This is a genomic window from Marinobacter sp. LV10MA510-1 (genome assembly GCF_002563885.1).
In the GTDB taxonomy this organism is placed as follows: Bacteria; Pseudomonadota; Gammaproteobacteria; order Pseudomonadales; family Oleiphilaceae; genus Marinobacter.
This window is the reverse complement of sequence record NZ_PDJA01000001.1, coordinates 1,489,882-1,511,276: the sequence shown is the minus strand read 5'-3', so window position 1 is coordinate 1,511,276 and position 21,395 is coordinate 1,489,882. Positions and strand designations below refer to the sequence as shown.

Here is a 21,395-nt window from a genome sequence, read left to right as displayed (position 1 = left end):
TAAATCACCGTTTATTCGGTAGAACGGTGCCAAGCTGTTGAAGATATGCAAGCAAAGCCTCGATCTCAAACTCGCCCTCAACAGAGGAGGCCGCGTTTGCGATTTGCTCGTCGGTGTAAGGAACACCCAGAGTTTGCATACCCGTCAATTTGGCTGCGGTACCGTTGTGGTCGACGCGATCTTCGAACAGCCAGGGGAATGCTGGCATGATGGATTCAGGAACAACACTGCGGGGGTTATACAGATGCTGGCGCTGCCAGGCATCGGAATAACGGCCGCCAATGCGCGCCAAATCCGGACCGGTGCGTTTGGAGCCCCACAGGAACGGGCGGTCGTAAGCGAACTCGCCCGCAACGGAGTAGTGGCCATAACGCTCTGTTTCCGCGCGGAACGGGCGGATTTGTTGGGTGTGGCATACGTGACAACCTTCACGAATGTAGATGTCACGTCCTTCCAGTTCCAGCGCTGATAGAGGTTCAAGGCCGTCTATGGGCTCGTTCACGCTCTTCAGGAAGAACAACGGAACCACTTCTACCAAAAAACCACCACTGATGGTCAGAATGATCAGTACGATCATCAGGCCAATGTTCTTTTCTACTGTTTCGTGATTCATTTGATCTCTCTCTCCGTTACGCGGCCTGAACTGCGGCATTATTCTCGGCAACGGCGTCTTTCTGACGAATCGTCATAAAGATGTTAAAAGCCATAAACCACATACCGGTCAGGAAGAGTGCACCCCCCAGGAGGCGGACGAAGTACCCCGGGCGAGAGGCTTCCAGAGCTTCTACGAAGCTGTATGTCAGGCTGCCGTCTGCGTTAACTGCACGCCACATCAAACCTTGCATAATGCCGTTAACCCACATGGCCACTATGTAAAGCACGGTGCCTACTGTCGCTAGCCAGAAGTGCACGTTGATCAGATTGGTGCTGTGCATCTCTTTCAGGCCCCAGAGCTTCGGCACCAGGTGATAGATAGCGCCGATACTGATCATGGCAACCCAGCCAAGAGCACCGGAATGTACGTGGCCGATGGTCCAGTCTGTGTTGTGCGACAGGGCGTTAACGGTTTTAATTGCCATCATCGGGCCTTCAAAAGTGGACATGCCGTAAAACGACAGGGACACCACCAGGAAGCGCAGGATGGGGTCAGTACGCAGTTTGTGCCAAGCACCGGACAGCGTCATCATGCCGTTGATCATGCCACCCCAGGAGGGAGCAAGCAGAATAAGGGACATCACCATACTGGCGGTTTGGGCCCAGTCTGGCAGGGCAGAATAATGCAGGTGGTGGCCACCGGCCCAGACGTAAGTTGCAATCAGCGCCCAGAAGTGAACGATCGACAAACGATAGGAATAAATCGGACGGCCGGCCTGTTTGGGAACGAAGTAGTACATCATGCCCAGAAAGCCTGCGGTCAGGAAGAAACCTACGGCGTTGTGGCCGTACCACCATTGCACCATGGCGTCGGTAACACCGGCATACGCTGAGTAAGACTTGAACGCGCTGACGGGCAGCGCCAGATTATTGCCGATGTGCAAAACGCCGATGGTGATTATAAAAGCACCGTAAAACCAGTTAGCAACGTAAATGTGTGGCATGCTGCGTTTCATGATGGTGCCAAAAAACACGGCGCCATAAGTAACCCACACCACCGCGATTGCGATGTCGATTGGCCATTCCAATTCGGCATATTCTCTAGTGGAGGTCAGGCCCATTGGCAAAGTAACGATCGCAGAGATCATGATTGCCGTCCAGCCCCAGAAGGTGAAGGCCGCAAGTTTGTCGGATATCAAACGCGCTTGGCAGGTACGCTGTACAACGTAGTAAGACGTTGCAAACAACGCGCTTCCGCCGAAACCGAAGATAACCAAATTGGTGTGCAGCGGCCGCAGCCGGCCGAAATGGGTAAACGGTAGGTCGAAATTGACGACCGGCCAAACCAGCTGTGCTGCAATCAGCACACCCAGAGACATACCAACAATTCCCCACACGACTGTCATGATGGCGAACTGCCTTACCACCTTGTAGTTGTATGTCAGGTTCGGATTCAATGTGCTCATAGCCTTACCATTGGGTTGAAAAGGGGTTTATGCGGGCGTAATTATGAGGAAAGCATTAGGCCTTTGCAATGATTCAGGTCAACTCCTGACACGCATCAAAAGTGGCGGAAATAGATGTGCGGCAAGGAGTTAAGTAATTAGGTGGTAATCTGGATTGACTATTTTCCCATTGTACTTACGCCACTTAACGTGACTCTTCGGAGAGAAATATGAACAAAAATACATGGTTGCCCAGCGCTGGTTTCTACGATGTCCCCAAGATTGCTATGGTGATTGCCCATGGTGCCGGGGCACCGGCGGATTCTGACTACATGGAACAACTTATTATGGCGTTGGATGATGTAGGTATTTCTAGCGTGAGATTCGAGTTCCCCTACATGCAGGAGCGTCGCGCTGACGGACGTAAACGCCCGCCCGACCGGCAACCGGGTTTACTGGACAGCTTCGCTTTGGCTCTTAAGCGCGCTAAAGACGAGTTGCCGCCGGATTGCTTTGTGATGGCGGGCGGAAAATCCATGGGCGGGCGTATGGCCAGCTTACTGGCTCAATCTGCCAATATAGGTAAAAGTTCTGATCCGGGTTTTAACAGCAACCTTTTTAAAAGCAACCCGATAGACGGGGTGGTCTGCTACGGCTACCCGTTTCATCCGCCGGGTAAGCTTGACCGCTGGCGCACTGAGCACTTGGCGGATATTACTTGTCCGCTGCTGATCGTTCAGGGTACCCGCGACCCGTTTGGCAAACCGGCAGAACTTGAAACCCAAAGCGCGGCGCTGGCCAACTGCGAGTTGCGTTGGCTGGAGGGTGGCAATCATGATTTTCAGCCCTTGGCGCGCCAGCCGGAAACCCAGAACGATCTAATTCGTCAGGCTGCGCAATTGACTCGGCAATTCGCAGTCAGGACCATCGCTGAACGTTGATTCTTGCCCCGGAGTCAGGATCCACCCTGCTCGAGGATGGTGATTATCTCCTCGCGATCCATCATCGGCATCAGTTCCGCCATCAGCTCTTTGCGCTCTTTCGATCGGTACCACCGATCCCAGTGGCTGACCGAATGCCAATTTGAAAGTATAAAGCGGTTGTTTGAATCGTTGCGATTGCTCAGGGCTTCACCGGATATAAAGCCCGGGGCCGCAACTGCGTTTTGCAAAATCTTGCGCGAGCGGGTTTCGTAAGCGGCCTCCAGGGATTCGGCGATGTGCCGTTCAATTAATACTCGGATCATGGCGTGCCTCGGTTGTTGTGATTCGAATTCTGGTGTCCAATAAACAGTAAGTTAACAGATTTATAGGTTGAATCGACCCATTCTCAGGAGCTAAACCGTGGAAAATCCAGAATTTGACGCAGAACTCGATGCCCGGGGCCTGTACTGCCCAGAACCGGTAATGATGCTGCACAGCCGCATTTTGGACGTGCCGGCGGGCGGTATTCTTCGGGTGACAGCAACCGACCCCTCCACTGTGCGGGACATTCCCCGGTTCTGTCAGTTTCTCGGCCACGAACTTCTGGCTCAGGACCAACCCGATGGCGAGTTCCATTTCATGATTCGCCGCGGCGGCTAATGTTTAAGCGTGTTAGCCGCGGGTATCAACGCCGGTCAGGTGCTGTAGAAACTCGCCGCGGTTCATCTCCCCCAGAATACGTTGGCTACCGATTTCCTGACCACTAACGTTGTAAAACAGGATGCCCGGCGGCCCGAAAAGACCGAGTTCGTCCAGTAGGGCCTGCTGCTGCGGCGTGTTGGCGGTCATATCAAGCTGTATCAGACTGTAAGGCGCCAGGGCCTGAACGACATCGGCATCGCTGAACACATTGCGTTCCATCACTTTGCAGGCAATGCACCAGTCAGCGTAGAAATCCAGCAGCGCGGGCTTTCCGGCGGCTTGTGCCTGTTGCAAAAGCTGGCGTATCTGCTGCGGTTCACTGGTGCGTTGGAAATTGGCGTGGCTGGCAGCACTGCCGGTGCCGGTGCCTGCGTTGCCAGCCGTGAACGGCGCCAGCGGCTTAAGCGGATCGCTGGCACCTGCCAGTGCGCCCGCCAACAGAGCCATACCCCAGGCAAAGACCACAAGTCCCAGACCTTTGCGGGTGCGTTGCCAGCCGGCTTTGGCGGCGTCGAAGGCACCCAGTTGAACCCCCACCACAGCAACCAGCAAGCCCCACAGAGTCAGAGTAAGCCAGGGCGCAAGCATCCTTTCAAGCAGCCAGATAGCGACAGCCAGCAGCATAATGCCGTAACCGTGTTTAACTGTTGTCATCCAGGCGCCAGAGGTAGGCAGAATTTTGCGCCCGCCCACTGCAACAGCAATCAGCGGCACGCCCATACCCAAGCCCATGGCCAGCAGCGCCAGACCGCCGATGACCGCGTCCTGGGTTGCGGAAATGTACAGCAGGCTGCCAGCCAGCGGCGCCGATACGCAGGGTGACACAACCAGCGCCGACAGTGCGCCTATGCCGAACAGGCTGGCAATTCGCCCCCCGGACAGATGTTGGCTGGCATTGCTGAGCGGGTTGCGAATAAACGCCGGTAGCTGTAATTCAAAAACTTCAAACATGGCCAGCGCAAACACAATGAACAGCGCAGCGAAAACGCTCAATACGATGGGCGACTGCAGTTGTGCTTGCAGGTTAAAGCTGGCCCCCAGCAAACCGGTCACCACGCCAGCTGCGGCGTAGGTCAGCGCCATGCCCAGCACGTAACTGGACGCGAGCACCAGAGCATGGGCGCTGGAGCGGGTGTTCTGGCCGGACACCAGCGAGGAAATAATGGGTATCATGGGCAGCACGCAGGGGGTAAAAGTCAGCCCCAGGCCCAACAGGAAAAATACACCCACAATCAGCCAGGTTGGCTGTTGGCTCATAAAGCCGGCAAGTCCACTGGCGCTGCGGGTATCCGACGCCGTATCTGTAGGGTTTGGGCGGCCGCTGCTGGCGCTAGAATTTGCATTGGTATTTGAATTGATCGCGTCGTCAGGCGCTGCAGTGGTCAAGCCACTGCTATTGGCATAAAACAGCAGGTCGCGGGTTTGCGGCGGGTAGCACAAACCGGCACTGGCGCAGCCCTGATAGCTGACCTGAAGCTCGGCTTCGGTCACCCCGGGGGGCAACTGAATGGGTTGCCGGGCCTGGATAGGGTCGTAAAACACCGCCATCTCACCAAAAAACTCGTCGTTGGTGATAACGCCCGGGCGTTCGAAGCTAAGCTCTCCTAAGCTTAAGTCCGCGCTGACCGGGGTCACTGAAATCCGGCTCTTATAAAGGTAGTGCTCTGGCGCAATATCCCACTCGAGTATGAGCGCGTCACCGTCAGTACGGTAACTAAAAGGCAAAGCCTGATCGACAGGAAGAAAATTCCCTTGGCTGGCGGAGCTGCCGCCAAACCAGCTTGAGAATGTGGAATCCTGTTGTGCGAACGCGGTGTTATGCGCCAGCAAAAAAAACATCAGTGCGACAAGCGCGCTAAGCTGGCAAAAAGCCCGAGGCCGTTGCCGGGCCGTGGCAGTAACGATCATGTTGAGCCTTAATTGCAAACGAATGAGTGGAAATCGACAGCGGTGTAGAGGGTAAATGTTGCGCCAAGTTCCCCAAGTGTCCATCGGCGTTTTCCGGCGCAGCACTTTATGCCTCGACGCAGGCCCAAGATCGCGCTGGCATTGAGGCTGTTAAAGTCGCACAATAGCTCCCAATGATGCACTGCTCAAACGATCTTATCATGCTATTTAATGGTTTGTTTTGTCAGCCTTGCCAGACTATTCTGGTGCGTGGCGACAACGAACCGGAATATTTGCCTGCTGGCCCAGGCCCGGCACAGGTGATTTTCGCCCACGGCTATTTTTCCAGCGCCTTGCACGAAATCAGTCATTGGTGCATTGCCGGCGAACACCGTCGCTCACTGCAAGATTACGGCTACTGGTATTGCCCTGACGGCCGCAGCCATGAGCAGCAGTGCGCTTTCGAACAGGTTGAGGTGAAACCCCAGGCTTTGGAATGGCTTTTTGCCTTGGCTTGCGGCTGGCGCTTTCATATCAGCGTTGACAACCTGGCGGGGCAGGGCGCGGCTGATCCGCAACTGTTTGCCAGTCGGGTTGCTTGCCAGGCAATGGCGTATCTTGCACAGGATGACTCTGAAGCCAGTGCAAGCGGATTTGAGAACTTACTCCCAAGCGGCTTTAATAGCAGCATTTCATGCCGCGCGGCGGACTTTTTACACGCGTTAATGCGTTTTTATGGAACCGAGGGCTCGCTCACAGAGGCCTTGCAAAAAGATGCACGGCGAGTTGCGCCATTATGGGCGGCTGTCGGTTCTGACTCCCAGAATATTAAGGACACCGAAACTGTATGACCATTGATAACAACCCGACTGTTGATAACGACATACCCATTGCTAGTGACAGTCCTTCTATTGACAGAAGCCATACCTCTGATTTGCGCTTTAGCGATTTGAATCTGGACCATCGCCTGCAGCAGGCCATTGCCGCAATAGGCTTTGAATACTGCACACCGATACAGGCCGAAACCCTGCCCTGGACACTGGCTTGCCAGGATCTGATCGGCCAGGCCCAGACCGGCACCGGTAAAACCGCAGCGTTTCTGATTACCGCCATCCAGACCATGCTGGAAACGCCGATTGAAGACAGCAAGCGCTTTGCCTCGGAGCCGCGGGTTCTGGCGCTGGCGCCCACCCGCGAACTGGCGATGCAGATCGCCAAAGACGCCGAGCAGCTGTGTGCCCATACCGGCCACAAAGTGGTGACCGTGGTTGGCGGTATGCACTATGACAAACAGCGTGACCAGCTACAGAACGAAGTTGTCGATATTCTGGTGGCAACGCCGGGCCGGCTGATCGATTTTCTGGGCTCTCAGGACGTGTTTCTCGACCAGATCGATATTCTGATTCTTGACGAAGCCGACCGCATGCTCGACATGGGCTTTATTCCGGATGTGAAACGCATTATCCGCAAGTGTACCCCGAAGGAAGATCGCCAGACGCTGCTGTTCAGCGCGACGTTTAACCAAGATGTACTGAATCTTGCGTCTATGTGGACCCAAAGCGCCGAGTTTGTGGAAATCGAACCGGAGCAGAAAACCGCCGAGCGGATTGAGCAGACAGTTTACCTGGTCGGCGATGACGAAAAACTGCAGGTGCTGGTGAATTATCTGAAGCGCCCGGAGGTGGACAAAGCACTGGTATTCGCCAATCGCCGTGACCAGTGCCGTGATCTGGAAGAAGACCTGCGCAATCAGGGGGTCTCTGTTTCGCTGATGTCTGGCGAGATTGCCCAGGCCAAACGCCTGAAAACCCTTGAACAGTTCAAGGCCGGCAGTATTCAGGTGCTGGTGGCTACCGACGTCGCCGGCCGTGGTATTCACGTTAATGGCGTAACCCACGTGTTCAACTACAATTTGCCAGACAACGCCGAAGATTACGTACACCGTATCGGCCGCACCGGTCGTGCCGGCAGCACCGGCGTGTCTATCAGCTTTGCCGGCGAAGACGATTCCTTTGCCCTGCCGGCGATTGAAAAGTACATCGGTCAGAAGCTTGCCAACGAGGTACCGGACCAAGCTTTGATGGTGCCCATGGACAACGCCCCGATCGCTCGCAAGCGCGGTCGCCGGCCACAGGGCACGCGCCCTACAGGTAACCGTAGCAGCAGCAACCGCAGCAGCAATAGCCGGCCGCGCAGAAGCTGATTCAGGCGTGCGTTTTGTTTTAGACTCAACAGTTTAGATAAAAAGGCGGATAACCGGCATGTTGATTGTTGCAGACGAAAACATTCCGTTACTGGACTCGTTTTTTTCCGATTTTGGTGACATCCGCCGGGTCAGCGGCCGGGAGCTTAGCCCGGACCAGGTGCGCGACGCCGATGTGTTGCTGGTGCGTTCGGTTACCCGGGTAAATCGCGACTTGCTGGAAGGCAGCCGGGTGCGTTTTGTGGGTACCACCACCATTGGTACCGACCATGTTGATCAGTTCTGGCTAGAATCTCAGGGCATCCATTTTTGCGCCGCCCCCGGCTGCAATGCCAACAGCGTGGTTGAGTACATTCTGGCTGTGGCTTCGTTGCACGCCTCCAGGCGCGGGCTCAGCAACTGGGCGCGCCAGAGTGTTGGTATTGTGGGGGCTGGCAACGTTGGCGGGTTACTGGCCCAAAGGCTGGAACGCTTGGGCTTTACCGTTGTTCTGTGCGATCCGCCAAGGCAGCAGGTCCAGTCTGATGGGCTGGATGAAGCCAGCGCAACTGAATTCTCCAGCCTCGAGCAGGCGCTTGAGTGTGACCTGGTAACGCTGCACACCCCGCTAACCCGCGATGGCGACCACCCAACCTATCACCTGGTCGGAGCCCAAGAGCTTGCAACCCTAAGGTCCGATCAGCTACTGATCAACAGCGGGCGAGGTGAAGTGATCGACAACGCCGCTCTGCTTACCCGCTTGCAGCAGCCAGATGCGCCCACGGTGGTACTAGACGTGTGGGAAAACGAACCTGCAATAGACTCGCAGCTGCTGCAGCAGGTCTGGCTGGGTACGCCGCACATTGCCGGTTACAGTCTGGAAGGCAAAGTGCATGGCACCGAAACCATATACCGTGCGCTGTCCCGCTTTCTTGGTCTGCCGGTGCGCAAGCAGGCAGGCCAGTACTTGCCAGAGCCGCCTCTAAGCAAGCTGGCATTCACCAGCAACGCAGGCGACGATGCCATACAGCTTGCTCTGCACAACTGCTACGATCCGCGCCGTGACGACGCCCGCTTAAGGCTGAGCATGGCAGGCGATGAGCAGCAGCGCGCACGCGCTTTCGATCGACTCCGTAAGGAATACCCGGTGCGCCGTGAGTGCTCCAGTCTGAAAATTCAGCTTAAGGGCAGCAGCAAATCCATGGGAGAGCAGTTCCGCTCCCTGGGATTCAAAGTCAATATCTGACGTCCGCGTTATCGTTCACAACCAAGACAGGCCCCTGAGGGCCTGTTTGTGTTTTATTAAGGTCGAATCTGGCAGGCCAATTCGAACGGGTGCCGTTTAAAAACAGTGGCCTTAGCGCGCCGCAGCCAACGGCTCGGCGTGTACTTCGCCCTTAGCCAGCATCTCAGTGGTAGCCGGTCCGGACACCTCGAACACGTGGTAGGCTTCTGCGCCCAGAGTGTCGATGGCGGTGTCTACGTAGTTGTAGCGGATAGGCACCGGGTCGCCGGAGAACGCCACAACAAACTGCCGCACCACCGTCGCAATGTCGACATTTAACGGTTGCTCAACCCAAAGGTACACGCATTTGTCGGGCACCACGTACTCGCAGCGTACCGCTCTATAGCCCTCCCGCAGTTTCAGGGTGTTGATTACCTTACCGCCTTCAAGCCGAAATTTATGGATTGTTTTCATGACAGTTATCCTCTCAAGTAGAACACCGTTCGATACTACCGCGGCCGCGGCTCAGAAAAACAGCGTTTTCACCCATAGGTCAGGTTTTTAGTCGCACTAACCAATAGCAGATGCCCAGAGCCAGCGCAGTAATGCCGATACCCACAATCTGTTCAGCGCTGACCAGGGTCAGGTCCAGCACAATAACCTTTCGGGCAATGGCCATCAGCGCGGTGGCGATAACCAGCTGCACCGGAATCACGTTAGAGCCCAGATACAGGCGAATGTTTATAAAGATTTCGATAGCGATCAGCACCGCCATAAAGGCACCGAACACCTGCAGAATGTCCTCCACATCCATCAACATAAAGGGCGGGGACTGCAATCTTTCGTAAATTACATAAATAACGTCGGCAACGCTCCAGTAAATCACCAATACCATCAGAATTGCCAGAATACGCACGGCAAAGCGGATCGACTTGTGCAATACGTTCAGCAGCGGGTCGTCGCTGTCTGCCGGTATCTCGTCGTGCCTCATCAGTTGTTCCTTAGTGTCTTTACTGTCCACGTCCCGCTTATTGAGCATAAGAGGTTTTGTACCTTTTTTAAAGTTTGGCCTGCTGCAACGCCTGAATACGCTGTTCGAGCGGCGGATGGGTCATGAACAGAGCACCCAGGTCACTCCTGTGGCCCCGGTTGATACCAAACGCCAGCAAAGAGCCGTACTCAATACCGTTCTGGGCCAGATAACTGTCTACGCCCAATAATCTCAAGGTGAAACTGGCTACCAGGATCACTGCCAGGTTGGTCGCCAGAAACAGCAGTATTCTCATATCGTCCGACTCTTATGAATGTAGCGGGGCCTGATTGTCTGGATCCCGATTTGACCGCCTTACTGGCTGTATTGTTCCAGGAATCGCCCCAGGCGACCGACGGCATCGGCCAGAGTGTCTTTGCGCGGCAGGAACACAACCCGCAAATGTTGCCTGTCTGTTACATTAAAAGCGGAACCCTGTACTAGCAGTATCTTTTCCTGAATCAACAGGTCCAGCACCAGTTTTTCGTCATTGACGATGGGGTAGCGTTTGGGGTCCAGGCGTGGAAACAGATAAAGCGCGCCCTGGGGCTTTACGCAGGTGACGCCGGGAATGTCGTTGAGCAATTCCCAGGCGGTCTGGCGCTGCTCGAACAGGCGGCCGCCGGGAATGACCAGGTCGTTGATGGACTGGTATCCCCCCAGGGCCGTCTGAATGCCCAGTTGCGCGGGCACGTTGGCGCATAAACGCATATTCGAGAGCATTTCGATGCCCTCAATCAGGTCTTTCGCTTTATGTTTGGCGCCGCTGATGATCATCCAGCCGGAGCGATAGCCTGCAGCACGATAATTTTTCGACAGGCCATTGTAGGTGAAAAAGAGCACGTCATCGGCCAGGGATGCGGTAGAGACGTGCTTCACACCATCGTAAAGAATCTTGTCGTAAATCTCGTCAGACAAAATGATCAGGTTGTGGGCCCGTGCCAGCTCAATCACCTGGTGTAGCAGCTCGGTAGAATAGACCGCGCCCGTGGGGTTGTTGGGGTTGATCAATACAATGGCGCGAGTGCGTTTGGTGATCTTGCGGCGAATGTCGTCAATATCCGGAAACCAGCCCTGCTGTTCATCGCAGTGATAGTGCACAGGCTTGCCACTGGAAAGTGCCACCGCGGCGGTCCACAGCGGGTAGTCAGGCGCGGGAATCAACACTTCGTCGCCGGTATTGAGCATCGCCTGCATCGACATGACGATCAGTTCGCTGACGCCGTTACCCAGGTAAATGTCATCAATGTCGACTTTGTCGATGCCGCGCTGCTGGCAATAGTGCATTACCGCTTTGCGCGCGGAAAACAGGCCCTTGGATTCCACATATCCCTGGGCCTGGTGCATGTTGTAGATGACGTCTTGCTGAATTTCTTCAGGTACATCGAGCTCGAAGCTGGCCGGGTTACCGATATTCAGCTTCAGTACGCGGTGGCCTTCTTCTTCCAGGCGCCTCGCTTCACGCAGAACCACGCCGCGTATCTCGTAGCACACATTGTCCAGTTTGGTGGATTTGTGATAATTCTGCATGCCCGGTCGACCCTCTCTAATGGCGTATGTTGCGGTTAATAGCGAAAATAATGAGTATCCATTCATTCTAATGGAGCGGGTGCCCTGAACAACAGTTGAATTATGATGAATAGTGCTAAGCTTGGCGCTCGACACGATTCCACCGCATTTCAGATAGAAGGAACAGCGCGATGGCCGGTATATACGATTTTGAGGTAGAAGACATTCGCGGTAATGCCCAAAGCATGGCGGTTTACCAGGGCAAAGTCTTGTTGATTGTGAATACCGCCAGTAAATGCGGTTTCACACCGCAATTTGAGGGGCTGCAGGCACTTTATAGTGATCTGGCTGATAAGGGCCTGGAAGTGCTGGGTTTTCCCTGCAATCAGTTTATGAACCAGGATCCGGGCAGCAACGACAGCATCGGTCAGTTCTGTTCACTGAATTACGGCGTCAGCTTTCCGATGTTTGCCAAAGTTGAAGTAAACGGCGATAATACCCATCCGCTTTACCGCTATCTAAAGCATGAGGCCTCGGGGTTGCTTGGGTCCGAGCAAGTGAAGTGGAACTTTACCAAGTTTTTGGTGAATCGCGATGGCAAGATACTCAAGCGCTACCCGCCCACCACCAAGCCTGCCGATATTCGTGCTGACATCGAAAAAGCGTTGGGTTAGTCGCGTTTCTAGTCGTCGTAGTTGGCTTTTTTCTTCCAGCTGTCGTCTTCCAGAAGGGTGTCCCACTCTTTATCGTGCTTGCGGTGAGCGTCAAGGTTTGCGCTGTCGGTCTCTGTGCCGGTCAACGCTTCCAGTTCCTTGATGCGGGTGCGGAAGCTTTTCACGGCTTTCATGGCCACGGGGTTATCCGCAGATTTGCCCATTTCGGTGCTGGCCAGATGGTAGGCGTGAATGGCTTTACGTATTTCGTTCTGGCGCACATAATCCCGGGCCTGAAAAACATGCAGATCGGTGTGGGTTTTATGCACCAGAAACAGCACGTATTTCAAGTTCTTCCGCGCCGTGGCAGCGTCCAGCCTGCCGGCCTTGTGCATTGTTTCTAACAGAGCGAACAGGCTTTGCAGTAGATCTTTGACCGCGGTGGCTTTTTGCGGTGACTCTATGCGCACGGGCACCGTTTTGTCTGTACCGTCGCGTATCTGCTGTTTCAGCTGGCCCAGAGCATCGCGCCGTTTGTCAATTGGCAGGGCGGTGTTCAGGGTTGCCAGGCCATTGCAGCTGTGCTCCATTTGTTTGATCAGCACCAGTTTCAAATCACTGGTCAGATACTGGCCGGGCAGTTCCGTTAGAAGCCGGTCGGCCAGTTTGTAGTTCTCTTCAAGCGTGGCAATGCGGCGAATGCGCTGAATGCGGGCTTTTTCACGCAGATGGCTTATGGTGACCACGGTAATGGCAATGGCAACCACGGCTGCTAGTAGCAGAACAAGTGTTAAAGTTTCCATGAGTTACGACGAGCCTCCGTCGGCAAGCTGGCGCATGTTGAATGATGATAAAAAGGGTATCAGAAATAGCGCCTTAAGAATGTTTTTAAATGTGAAGGCTTGAAAATGTTGTTAAATGTGAAGGAGAGCAGGCCTTGGATATTTCCCGCGTAGATCTGAATCTGTTGGTGTACCTGGACGTGCTGCTGCGGGAGTGCAATGTAACCAAGGCGGCCAACCATCTGGGCATTACTCAGCCCGCCATGAGTAACGGCTTGCGACGGTTACGGGAGTTGTTTGGTGACCCTTTGCTGGTGCGCACCAGCGAAGGCATGACCGCCACCGAAAGAGCCCGGGAACTGCAGCCCGTGGTGCGTTCGATTGTGTCCAGCATCGAGCAGGTGATGCAGGATAAAACCCCGTTTTCCGCGATGAACAGCCAGCGTGTTTTTCGTATTATGGCCAGTGATTACGCTGAATCCTGCCTGATGCCACGAGTACTGCGACGCATACGCCAGGAAGCGCCACAGGTGACCCTGGATGTATTAACTCCCAGCGACGTCAGTTTTCTGGACGTGGAACAGGGCAGGCTGGATATGGCCATCAACCGCTTCGACAAAATTCCACAGTCGTTTCACCAGAAAACCCTGTGGAGCGAATATTTTGCCTGCCTGATGAATGCCGAAAACCCGATTTTAAAACAGTCGTTTACCCTGGAAAGCTATCTGCAAGCAAGTCACATCTGGGTCAGTAAGACAGGTTTTGGTGTGGGGGTAGGGGTAAATCCGAAAGACGTGCAGCGCCTGGGCTGGGTTGATGAAGCTCTGGCCAGGATTGGCCATAAACGGCAGATATCAGTGTTTACCCGCCACTACCAGGTGGCCATGCTGCTGGCCGAGCAGCACGACCTGGTAGCCACGCTGCCATCACGGGCGGCCTGGCTTCAGCGTGACAATCCGCACCTGGTGTTCAAGGTGCCGCCCTTTGACATTCCGCCGTTCGATCTGAAAATGGCCTGGAGCCCCCTGCTGCAACACAACGCCGACCACCAATGGCTGCGCCGGCTGATTGCTGAGGTGGCTGAAGAGGTAGACGCAGAGTTTGCCGAATTCGGCACACCCTTTGAACGCGGCTGATTTAAACGTTAGAAAGCGCCCGCAGTTGCTTTAAAAACTAAAGCGCCTGCGGCCGCCTTAAACATTAGAGAGAAAGAACCCGTAGCTCCGCAGAGCGCTGGCTGGTGTTCCACATTTGCAAGAAACGCTTTTCCAAGCGCTTAACCCGTCCGCCGTCGGCAAAGTTGGCAAATCCCTGGTTGCCGCCAAACTCGTGGCGGCAAAGCACACCCTGGCGGTCGGCCAGAACAAAGGGTTCTTTGTTTGGTGGAGTGGCGTCGCTTAATAGCCGCAGTTCGATCCTGCTTGGCAGCCGTCGCATTAACTCAACTAGCCCGTGCTGGCGTTGAGTCAGGGCTTTGTCATCTTGAATCAGTAGACGGACATCGCTATGCCTATGGCGTCTGGCCATCCGCGACACCAACTCGCAAAAGCGCGACTGGTCGTAAAGGTCGAAGTCCAGCGTGTTGTCGTACAGCCATAATCGCTGCCGGGCCTGTCCCGCCAGGCTGTGCATCAGCTCTACCAGTTGCTGCGGCCGCTCGAACAGCCAGCTGCGGGAATCGTTGCCAAGGTTCATTGGAAATTTGCGAATGCCAGGCCGTTTCTCGACCGGTTCCGCCACCAGCTCTTCGGCCAGCACAGAAGGCGCCAGGCAACGCATGTCGAAATGCGCGATGCCTGCATCGTCATACTGGTCTGAACACAGGTGAAAACCGGCACGCTGATAAAATTTGACAGCGTGCTGCTGCGCCGACAGCTGCAGCTGGGAGTAATATGCCGCGCCGTGGCAAATCAGATGCTGCAACAGTGCCTGGCCAATCTGTTGGCCGCGGTACTGCGGCAGCACCGCCATGCGCCCGATGAAGCCAGTGGCACCCGGAATGCCGTAAAGGCGCGCTGTGGCGGCCGCCTTGTTGCCATCCACCACTGCCAGAAAGTGCTCGGCGCTCTGGTCGGTGGCGTCCCACTCCAGCTCCGGTGGCACGTTCTGCTCCTCCACAAATACCCGCTGGCGAATCCTACGAATTTGCGGTGGCGCACTGTGCCAGTCGTATTTTCGAATGTGCAGATTCATCGGAGCCTCGTGCGGCTGCTTATTCGAAGTAGATTGAGCCCTGGTTGTACAGATTGGTGAGCAGCCCAAGGATAGCGTCGTCTTCGGCGAAGGCTGCCAGTGCCTGCACGTCAACCCGGGCGCCAGCGCAAAGCATCGGCGCAAAAGGGCGGGCATCGCCGCGCAGCAGGTATTGCTCACCGTCTATAAACAGTGCGGTTTCGTTGTCCAGTTCGTGAAAGGCAAAACGAGAGCCTTCGTTCCAGCGCACCTGTTCACCGGCCTGTATCGCTGCTTGCAGGTCTTCGCTGGCGGCAGGCTCATCGGCGGGCACCACGGTTTCCACGCTCTTGGGAGCGGTGGCAAATTGGCCGAACCACAATGACAGGTTGCGCCGGTCGCCTATTTTTTCCTGTATCAGGGCTTCCAGGCGGTCAATCACAACCGGTGCGATGGCACCGGGATTGTCCTGCATAGCCAGGTCCGGATCGTTCATGTGCTCGGCCGCATCAGGCTGGTTGCACAGGAAGTCGGTAAAGCCGGTGAGCAAATCGTCGACTGTGGGCGCGCGAAAGCCCACTGACAGAGTAATACACTCGTCTTCGGCTATGCCATGGTGGCCAATGGCGGGGGGCAGGTACAGCATGTCACCCGGCTCTAGAATAACCGTTTCCTCGCCCTGCCAATCACTTAGAATACGCAGCGGCGTGCCTTCCAGGCGCGGCGACTTAGAGCCGCATTCACCGCCGAACATCCAGCGCCGGTTACCCTGAGCCTGCAGCAGGAACACGTCATACTGGTCGTAATGGGGGCCTACGCTGCCGCCTTTCGGCGCGTAGCTGGCCATAATGTCGTCCAGCCGCCAGTTGGGTACAAAGCGGAAGTGCTCCAGCAAATCGGCGACTTCCGGTACCCAGTGGTCAAGGCCCTGCACCAGCAGGGTCCAGTTTTGCTCTGGCAGCTTGCTGAAACGCTCTTCGTTGAACGGGCCGTTATGTACTTGCCAGGGTTTGCCGGCATCGTCTTCAATCACGATGCGCGATTCTACGGTTTCTTCACAGGCCAACCCTGCCAGCTCGTCGGCGCTCACGGGGCTTTCAAAGCCGGGAAACGCCTGGCGGATAACCAGGGGTTTTTTCTGCCAGTAGTCCCGTAAAAACTCTGCAGGGGTTATTCCGCTAAGCATGTCCATGGTGTTACTCCGGTTTTCAGATGTTGCGGGCTTGGTCTACGGCGTTGCCAATGTAGCTGCCGGGCGTCATCGCCATCAGTTCAGCTTTGGCCTGCTCGGGAATGTCCAGGCTGCTGACAAAGCTCTGGATAACCTCGGCGCTCATGGCTTTGCCGCGGGTCAGGGCTTTCAGCTTTTCGTAAGGCTTTTCAATATTGTAACGGCGCATGACGGTCTGAATCGGTTCCGCCAGAACTTCCCAGGCCTGGTTCAGGTCGGCGTCCAGGCGCGCGGCGTTCAGTTCCAGCTTGCTCAAGCCTTTCAGGGTCGATTCATAGGCAATCAGGCTGTGGGCAAATCCCACGCCCAGGTTGCGCAGCACCGTGGAGTCGGTCAAGTCACGCTGCCAGCGCGAGATCGGCAGCTTCGCTGACAAATGGCTTAGCAAGGCGTTGGCAATGCCCAGGTTGCCTTCGGAGTTTTCGAAGTCAATGGGATTAACTTTGTGTGGCATGGTGGACGAACCCACTTCGCCTTCGACGGTTTTCTGCTTGAAATAACCCAGAGAAATATAGCCCCAGATGTCGCGGTCCAAGTCGATCAAAATGGTGTTGAAGCGGGCAACCGCGTCGTACAGTTCGGCGATGTAATCGTGGGGTTCAATCTGAGTGGTGTACGGGTTGAAATTCAACCCTAGGCCTTCAATGAACGTTTTTGCGTTTTCCGCCCAGTCAATGTCCGGATAGGCCGACAAGTGAGCGTTGTAATTGCCTACAGCGCCGTTGATTTTACCCAGCAATTCCACATTTTTGATCTGCGCTAGCTGGCGCCGAAGGCGGTGGACCACGTTGGCCAGTTCTTTACCCACGGTCGAGGGCGACGCGGTTTGGCCGTGTGTGCGCGACAGCATGGGCTGGGCAGCGTGGTCGTGTGCCAGCCTGGCGATCTGGTCTATAACTTTTGTCATCGCTGGCAGCATGCCGCTGTCCAGGCCTTCGCGCAGCATTAATGCGTGGGACAGGTTGTTGATGTCCTCCGAAGTGCAGGCAAAGTGAACAAATTCGGTGACTGCGTGAAGTTCGGCGTTGCCGGCGATTTTTTCTTTGATGAAGTATTCCACCGCTTTCACATCGTGATTGGTGGTGCGTTCAATATCTTTTATGCGCTGGGCGTCGGCTAGACCGAATTCGCTGACCAGGGCGTTCAAAGCGGCGTCTGCGTGAACAGAAAATGCGCGAACTTCCTGAATTTGCGGATGGGCAGCCAGTTTTTGCAGCCAGCGGATTTCGACGGTTACGCGGTTTCTGATCAGGCCATACTCACTGAAGATGTCGCGGAAAACGCTAACTTTGCTGCCGTAGCGTCCGTCCACCGGGGAAATGGCGGTCAGGGCGGTGAGTTCCATCGAAAACCTCTCAAAAATGTTTGAAGCGGGGGCGGTAAAAGTCAGGGCGGTATAATACACCAGCGGCCTGGCGGAATCAGCTTGGCCGGTTTACGAATGAGTCAAACGGGACATTAACCGGTTTTCAGCAATTCGCCGGCGTGGGCAATCACTTTTTTGCGGGTAAAGATCAGTTGCCAGCGGCGCCCGCCGGTTTGCCGCCAGAGCACCGCAGAGCGGATACCGGCCAACAGCAGCGCCCGTATTTTAGCGGCGTTCTCTTCCCGCTGCAGAATAGCCGGCGTACCGCCGACTTGAATGCGCTGGCGGTAGGTGCTGATGGTGTCGGTATACACTGACGCCAGATTGCCGATCAGATTGCTGTGTACGTAACCAAAATGACTGGCCGTGTGACGTGCCTGCTCAATCCGGCTGCCCAGCACCGACATCATGTCTTTGCTGCTGTTGAGCTTGGACTCCAGTTGGATCAGGTTCAGCACGTAGCGCAGTATTTCGATGTCGGTAGGCTTGCTTTGCTCGCTGAGCACACGAATCAACGTATTTAGCCCCAGGCTCAAGTCGCGCAGTTCCCCGCCGTAAACGTCCAGTGTGGTCGCCGGGTCAGTGGCGAACAGTGAGCGTAGGCAGGTTTCCAGATCGGTTGCGTCGCAAATGCCGTCATGGGCAATCTGGGTAACCAGATTCGCGGCCTGAAAAACGCCGGCCAGGGCCAGGGTCTGGTCGTGCAGTGTGCGGCTCATGACTGCGCTCCTGACTTCAATTCGTTCGTTGACTCGGTGGTCAGGCGCGCTGGCAGTGGTTCGCCATCGCGCCAGGTGTGTTCGATTACGCCGCCACCCAGGCAAATCTCGCCATCGTAAAATACCACCGATTGACCAGGCGTCACTGCGCGCTGGGCATCGTCGAACACCACTTTTGCGCCGCCGTCGATAACCGTTACCTCACACAGCTGGTCGGGCTGGCGATAGCGGGTTTTGGCCATGCAGCGGAACTGAGCGCTGGGCGCCTCCGCAGCAACCCAGTCGACGGGGCCAGACACCAGGCCGCGGGAAAACAGCAGCGGGTGGTTTTTGCCCTGGGCGGCAATCAACACGTTACGGGTCAGATCTTTTTCCGCTACGTACCAGGGCTCATCGTTGTAGCCGTTCAAACCGCCAATACCAAGGCCCTGGCGCTGGCCAATGGTGTGGTACATCAGGCCTTGGTGGCGGCCAATAACATGGCCTTCCGGTGTTTCAATATTGCCAGGCTGGGCCGGCAGGTACTGTTTCAGGAAGTCAGTGAACTTGCGCTCGCCAATAAAGCAGATGCCGGTAGAGTCTTTTTTGTCGTGTGTGACAAACCCTTGCGCTTCGGCAATGCGGCGCACTTCCGGTTTCTCCAGTTCGCCCACGGGAAACAAGGTGCGGGCAATGCGATCGCCAGATACCGCGTGCAGGAAGTAGCTTTGGTCTTTGTTGCCGTCGAGGCCTTTCAACAGCTGAGCCTTGCCGGAACCGTCACCAAGAGGGCATTGGCGGGTGTAGTGTCCGGTGGCAATGTAGTCGGCACCCAGTGTTATCGCGTAATCCAGAAAGGCGCGGAATTTCACTTCCTTGTTGCACAAAATGTCTGGATTTGGGGTGCGGCCGGCTTTGTATTCGCTGAGAAAATGCTCGAACACCCGGTCCCAGTATTCCGCCGCAAAGCTGGCGGTATGCAGCTTTATACCGATGTGGTCGGCCACCGCCTGGGCATCGGCCAGGTCGGTCATGGCGGTGCAATATTCGGTGCCGTCGTCTTCATCCCAGTTCTTCATGAACAGGCCTTCTACCTGATAACCCTGTTCTTTCAGTAGCCAGGCGGCAACGGAGGAATCGACACCGCCGGACATGCCGACGATAACGCGGCTGGTGTTTGGGCTAGTATTTTGAATAGCGCCCGGCAGGGTGTTTACGGCTGTATGGAACTCGGTCATAACGGCTCTGTGTCAGTAAAAGCGGATTATTTTATCAGCTTGCAGTCGTCACGTCTGTGGGTCGTGAATCAGATCCAGCGGCAATAATGTCGCTATCAAGCCGCGCTGATACCTTGTGCACTGCGCGGGCACTGCGGTCGCGGTCATATTCACGGTTGTTGAGCTGAACTGGCCGGGTTCAAGTAAGCCAAGGTTCCAGTCACCAATGCGATAACGGATAAGTCGCAACGTAGGAAAACCCAGCGCCGCGGTCATGCGTCTTACCTGGCGATTACGGCCTTCGCAGATGGTCAGTTCCAGCCAGCTGGTGGGAATGTTCTGGCGAAAACGTACAGGGGGATTGCGCAACCAAACCGCCGGTTCGTCCATGGCTCGGGCAAGGGCCGGGAGCGTCAGGCCGTCTTTCAGCTTTACACCTTGTTCCAGCTGACGCAGAGCTTGAGCGTTAATGGTGCCTTCAACCTGAACCCAGTAGGTTTTTTCCATCTTGCGGTGGGGTGAGGCGATGCGATGCTGTAGCTGGCCGTCTGAGGTCAGTAATAGCAGGCCCTCGGAGTCATAATCTAATCGACCGGCAGGATATATGCCCGGCTGGTTGATCCAGTCAGCCAGGGTGGCTCGCCGGGGCTTGCCGGAAGGCTGCCGCTCATCGGTAAACTGGCTGAGTACCTGAAACGGCTTGTTGAACAGAATCAATTCGGCCATTTAAGGGGCTCTCTGAGGGTTTCTCTAAAGGTCTCTCTAAAGGTTTCTGCTGCTAACGAAAGGAAACTGGCTGCAGAGACTACCGCAGATGCAGGATTTCACAACCGCCAGTCTTTTTGGATTCGCACAAACCCGGCAGATTTATCGCTCAGCCAGACGAGACACTGTGGCTTGCTTGCAGCAGCGGCGTTATGTTGATGGCGTGAACACCGTCATCCACCGGTTTTTTCTCGAAACTGACCGCCTGGCCGGCCTTCAGGGTTTTATAGCCATCCATTTGAATGGCCGAAAAATGAGCGAACAGGTCGTCACTGCAGCCGTCCTCAATGATGAAACCGTAACCTTTGGCGTTGTTGAACCATTTCACTTTGCCGCTGGGCATGTTGAACTCCCCTGTACCTGTGCTGTCAGTAGTTATTATTGTTGAATTCTGGAGCTGGGTAACATTTTTTTACATTGCTATGAACTTTGGTTCAATACAGAGCTGCAGTCAACTGCCCGCCGTAGAGGTTTTGAGTGGTTGAAGGCAGTCCGGAACCGGTATCATGTGCGTACTTATAGAAGCCAAGGCCGCGGCCCTGTGTTCCATGTGGGGGATATACTTCATCTACACGGAACACCAGCCTGCTTGAAAAAGCGGGGGACCACACCCACATTACTAGTAAGGCACCGGCAAATTCGGTAAAGAATGATGCGAATGATTGAAAATTCTCAACTAATATGGAATCAGGGAGATGAAAGTGAGCCGGGTCGCCACGACCAGCTCAGTGTGGCGCCGGAAAAGCCAGCCCTGAAGCGGCCTGCGCAGTTCCGGGTGATTCTTTTAAACGACGACTACACTCCTATGGATTTCGTGGTGGAGGTGTTAACGACTTTCTTCGGAATGAATGAAGAAAAGGCAACACAGGTGATGCTTCTCGTCCATACGCAAGGCAAAGCCGTATGTGGTGTGTATTCCCGGGATATCGCAGAAACCAAAGCAGCCCAGGTGAATCAGTATTCGTCAGAATGTGATCACCCGCTGTTGTGCGAAATTGAACGTGCAGATTGATA

General features: G+C 55.3%; 23 protein-coding genes and 1 pseudogene. 8 read left to right on the top strand and 16 right to left on the bottom strand.

Annotated features, from left to right (window positions below; all coding sequences use genetic code 11):
* Window positions 1-4: 4 nt before the first annotated feature.
* Both ccoO and ccoN read right to left on the bottom strand, forming a co-directional pair.
* On the bottom strand, window positions 5-613 hold the full coding sequence (gene ccoO, locus ATI45_RS07255; protein WP_098418898.1) for a cytochrome-c oxidase, cbb3-type subunit II: 609 nt from the start codon (window positions 611-613) through the stop codon (window positions 5-7).
* 16 nt (window positions 614-629) lie between these two features.
* Entirely contained in the window at window positions 630-2,060 is a 1,431-nt protein-coding gene (gene ccoN / locus ATI45_RS07250; protein ID WP_098418897.1) for a cytochrome-c oxidase, cbb3-type subunit I, read from the bottom strand.
* Between the two features lie 209 nt (window positions 2,061-2,269).
* On the opposite strand from ccoN, the gene ATI45_RS07245 reads away from it, so the two are divergent.
* Entirely contained in the window at window positions 2,270-2,980 is a 711-nt protein-coding gene (locus ATI45_RS07245; protein WP_098418896.1) for an alpha/beta family hydrolase, read from the top strand.
* A 14-nt stretch (window positions 2,981-2,994) separates the two neighbouring features.
* Here ATI45_RS07245 and ATI45_RS07240 read toward each other — a convergent pair whose 3' ends face one another.
* Window positions 2,995-3,285, bottom strand: coding sequence for an antibiotic biosynthesis monooxygenase family protein (locus tag ATI45_RS07240; protein ID WP_098418895.1), 291 nt, complete (start codon window positions 3,283-3,285; stop codon window positions 2,995-2,997).
* A 97-nt stretch (window positions 3,286-3,382) separates the two neighbouring features.
* Between ATI45_RS07240 and tusA the strand changes: the two genes are divergently transcribed.
* Entirely contained in the window at window positions 3,383-3,622 is a 240-nt protein-coding gene (tusA, locus tag ATI45_RS07235) for a sulfurtransferase TusA (protein WP_014871679.1), read from the top strand.
* Between the two features lie 12 nt (window positions 3,623-3,634).
* On the opposite strand, the gene dsbD is transcribed toward tusA, so the two are convergent.
* A complete protein-coding gene (gene dsbD, locus ATI45_RS07230) occupies window positions 3,635-5,572 on the bottom strand; it encodes a protein-disulfide reductase DsbD (RefSeq protein WP_098418894.1) in 1,938 nt (645 codons plus the stop codon).
* Window positions 5,573-5,772: 200 nt separating this feature from the next.
* On the opposite strand from dsbD, the gene ATI45_RS07225 reads away from it, so the two are divergent.
* The 3 genes from ATI45_RS07225 to pdxB are packed head-to-tail and all read left to right on the top strand — an operon-like array spanning window position 5,773 to window position 8,979.
* On the top strand, window positions 5,773-6,402 hold the full coding sequence (locus tag ATI45_RS07225) for an elongation factor P hydroxylase (RefSeq protein ID WP_228735948.1): 630 nt from the start codon (window positions 5,773-5,775) through the stop codon (window positions 6,400-6,402).
* A complete protein-coding gene (locus ATI45_RS07220) occupies window positions 6,399-7,754 on the top strand; it encodes a DEAD/DEAH box helicase (protein WP_098418892.1) in 1,356 nt (451 codons plus the stop codon). The genes ATI45_RS07225 and ATI45_RS07220 overlap by 4 nt, the downstream gene beginning before the upstream one ends.
* Before the next feature lie 58 nt (window positions 7,755-7,812).
* On the top strand, window positions 7,813-8,979 hold the full coding sequence (pdxB, locus tag ATI45_RS07215; protein ID WP_098418891.1) for a 4-phosphoerythronate dehydrogenase PdxB: 1,167 nt from the start codon (window positions 7,813-7,815) through the stop codon (window positions 8,977-8,979).
* Between the two features lie 111 nt (window positions 8,980-9,090).
* Here the strand turns inward: pdxB and ATI45_RS07210 are convergent, their stop codons facing one another.
* The 4 genes and pseudogenes from ATI45_RS07210 to ATI45_RS07195 form a co-directional block, all read right to left on the bottom strand.
* Window positions 9,091-9,432 (bottom strand): DUF7352 domain-containing protein, encoded by a 342-nt coding sequence (locus tag ATI45_RS07210; RefSeq protein ID WP_098418890.1) that lies wholly within the window; start codon window positions 9,430-9,432, stop codon window positions 9,091-9,093.
* A 79-nt stretch (window positions 9,433-9,511) separates the two neighbouring features.
* The gene (locus ATI45_RS07205) at window positions 9,512-9,949 is read right to left on the bottom strand and encodes a phosphate-starvation-inducible PsiE family protein (protein ID WP_098418889.1); all 438 of its coding nucleotides are present in this window, start codon (window positions 9,947-9,949) and stop codon (window positions 9,512-9,514) included.
* A gap of 118 nt (window positions 9,950-10,067) precedes the next feature.
* A pseudogene (locus tag ATI45_RS07200) lies at window positions 10,068-10,244 on the bottom strand (protease HtpX); the annotation flags it as partial.
* 59 nt (window positions 10,245-10,303) lie between these two features.
* Window positions 10,304-11,518, bottom strand: a complete 1,215-nt coding sequence (locus tag ATI45_RS07195; RefSeq protein ID WP_098418888.1) for a pyridoxal phosphate-dependent aminotransferase — start codon at window positions 11,516-11,518, stop codon at window positions 10,304-10,306.
* Window positions 11,519-11,688: 170 nt separating this feature from the next.
* On the opposite strand from ATI45_RS07195, the gene ATI45_RS07190 reads away from it, so the two are divergent.
* Window positions 11,689-12,171, top strand: coding sequence for a glutathione peroxidase (locus ATI45_RS07190; protein WP_098418887.1), 483 nt, complete (start codon window positions 11,689-11,691; stop codon window positions 12,169-12,171).
* An 8-nt stretch (window positions 12,172-12,179) separates the two neighbouring features.
* Here the strand turns inward: ATI45_RS07190 and ATI45_RS07185 are convergent, their stop codons facing one another.
* On the bottom strand, window positions 12,180-12,953 hold the full coding sequence (locus ATI45_RS07185; protein WP_098418886.1) for a hypothetical protein: 774 nt from the start codon (window positions 12,951-12,953) through the stop codon (window positions 12,180-12,182).
* 134 nt (window positions 12,954-13,087) lie between these two features.
* On the opposite strand from ATI45_RS07185, the gene ATI45_RS07180 reads away from it, so the two are divergent.
* On the top strand, window positions 13,088-14,068 hold the full coding sequence (locus tag ATI45_RS07180) for a LysR family transcriptional regulator (protein ID WP_098418885.1): 981 nt from the start codon (window positions 13,088-13,090) through the stop codon (window positions 14,066-14,068).
* A 64-nt stretch (window positions 14,069-14,132) separates the two neighbouring features.
* Here the strand turns inward: ATI45_RS07180 and ATI45_RS07175 are convergent, their stop codons facing one another.
* The 7 genes from ATI45_RS07175 to ATI45_RS07145 all read right to left on the bottom strand — a co-directional run bounded on the left by ATI45_RS07175 (window position 14,133) and on the right by ATI45_RS07145 (window position 20,724).
* Complete coding sequence (locus tag ATI45_RS07175; RefSeq protein WP_098418884.1) at window positions 14,133-15,125, bottom strand: GNAT family N-acetyltransferase; 993 nt, start codon at window positions 15,123-15,125, stop codon at window positions 14,133-14,135.
* Window positions 15,126-15,144: 19 nt separating this feature from the next.
* On the bottom strand, window positions 15,145-16,296 hold the full coding sequence (locus ATI45_RS07170; RefSeq protein WP_098418883.1) for a cupin domain-containing protein: 1,152 nt from the start codon (window positions 16,294-16,296) through the stop codon (window positions 15,145-15,147).
* Between the two features lie 16 nt (window positions 16,297-16,312).
* Window positions 16,313-17,680: an adenylosuccinate lyase gene (gene purB, locus ATI45_RS07165; protein WP_098421682.1), complete on the bottom strand. Its 1,368-nt coding sequence runs from the start codon at window positions 17,678-17,680 to the stop codon at window positions 16,313-16,315.
* Between the two features lie 113 nt (window positions 17,681-17,793).
* Entirely contained in the window at window positions 17,794-18,420 is a 627-nt protein-coding gene (gene hflD / locus ATI45_RS07160) for a high frequency lysogenization protein HflD (RefSeq protein ID WP_098418882.1), read from the bottom strand.
* On the bottom strand, window positions 18,417-19,637 hold the full coding sequence (gene mnmA, locus ATI45_RS07155; RefSeq protein ID WP_143751144.1) for a tRNA 2-thiouridine(34) synthase MnmA: 1,221 nt from the start codon (window positions 19,635-19,637) through the stop codon (window positions 18,417-18,419). Before mnmA ends, hflD begins: the two co-directional genes overlap by 4 nt.
* Window positions 19,638-19,685: 48 nt before the next feature.
* Window positions 19,686-20,342, bottom strand: coding sequence for a pseudouridine synthase (locus tag ATI45_RS07150; RefSeq protein ID WP_098418881.1), 657 nt, complete (start codon window positions 20,340-20,342; stop codon window positions 19,686-19,688).
* 148 nt (window positions 20,343-20,490) lie between these two features.
* A complete protein-coding gene (locus ATI45_RS07145; RefSeq protein ID WP_098418880.1) occupies window positions 20,491-20,724 on the bottom strand; it encodes a cold shock domain-containing protein in 234 nt (77 codons plus the stop codon).
* Between the two features lie 309 nt (window positions 20,725-21,033).
* Between ATI45_RS07145 and clpS the strand changes: the two genes are divergently transcribed.
* Window positions 21,034-21,393 carry an ATP-dependent Clp protease adapter ClpS gene (clpS, locus tag ATI45_RS07140; RefSeq protein ID WP_098421680.1) on the top strand — a complete coding sequence of 120 codons (360 nt, stop codon included), beginning with the start codon at window positions 21,034-21,036 and terminating at the stop codon, window positions 21,391-21,393.
* The last annotated feature ends 2 nt before the right edge of the window (window positions 21,394-21,395 follow it).